This window comes from Aphanothece microscopica RSMan92, assembly GCF_046613545.2.
In the GTDB taxonomy this organism is placed as follows: Bacteria; Cyanobacteriota; Cyanobacteriia; order PCC-6307; family Cyanobiaceae; genus NIES-981.
Map to the genome: position 1 here is coordinate 1 of NZ_JBKKKY020000548.1, position 444 is coordinate 444.

Annotated in this window: 1 protein-coding gene; it reads right to left on the reverse strand. The window is 72.7% G+C overall.

Going from position 1 to position 444, the window contains the following annotated elements:
• On the reverse strand, positions 1-444 hold a 444-nt coding region (locus tag ACLD7X_RS18995; protein WP_425625524.1), incomplete at both ends, for an LptF/LptG family permease.

Consider the following 444-nt stretch of genomic DNA (forward strand, 5'->3'; position numbering starts at 1 on the left):
ACCAGGATCAGCGCCACGATCGCGCCCAGCATCTGCCGCCACAGACCGAACCGGCTGAACCCCCCCAGCAGCAGCGCCGAGAACCCGATCATCGCCGCCGCCAGCGCCAGCAGCGGCTGGGCAAAGCGGGCATGCGCCTCGGCCAGCATCGCCGCGCGCGTCGACCGCGTCTCGGCGATCAGCGTGGCCGTGGGCCACAGAAGCGCGGGCGTCCACAGCTCGTCCAGCGTGCGGCGGTCGCGCGATGCGGCGGGCAGCAGCGCCGCCAGATCATAGGTGAAGTCCTCGAACAGCGTGACCGCCATCCGCCCCGAGGCACGGTCCAGCGACTGGCTCATGCCGTCGAACATGATCAGCTTGGCCCCGAACCCCCCGCCCGGCGTGTCGTCGCGCACCACCAGCGCCCGCCGCGCGGTATGGACCATCCGCGCGCGGGTGTCGCGC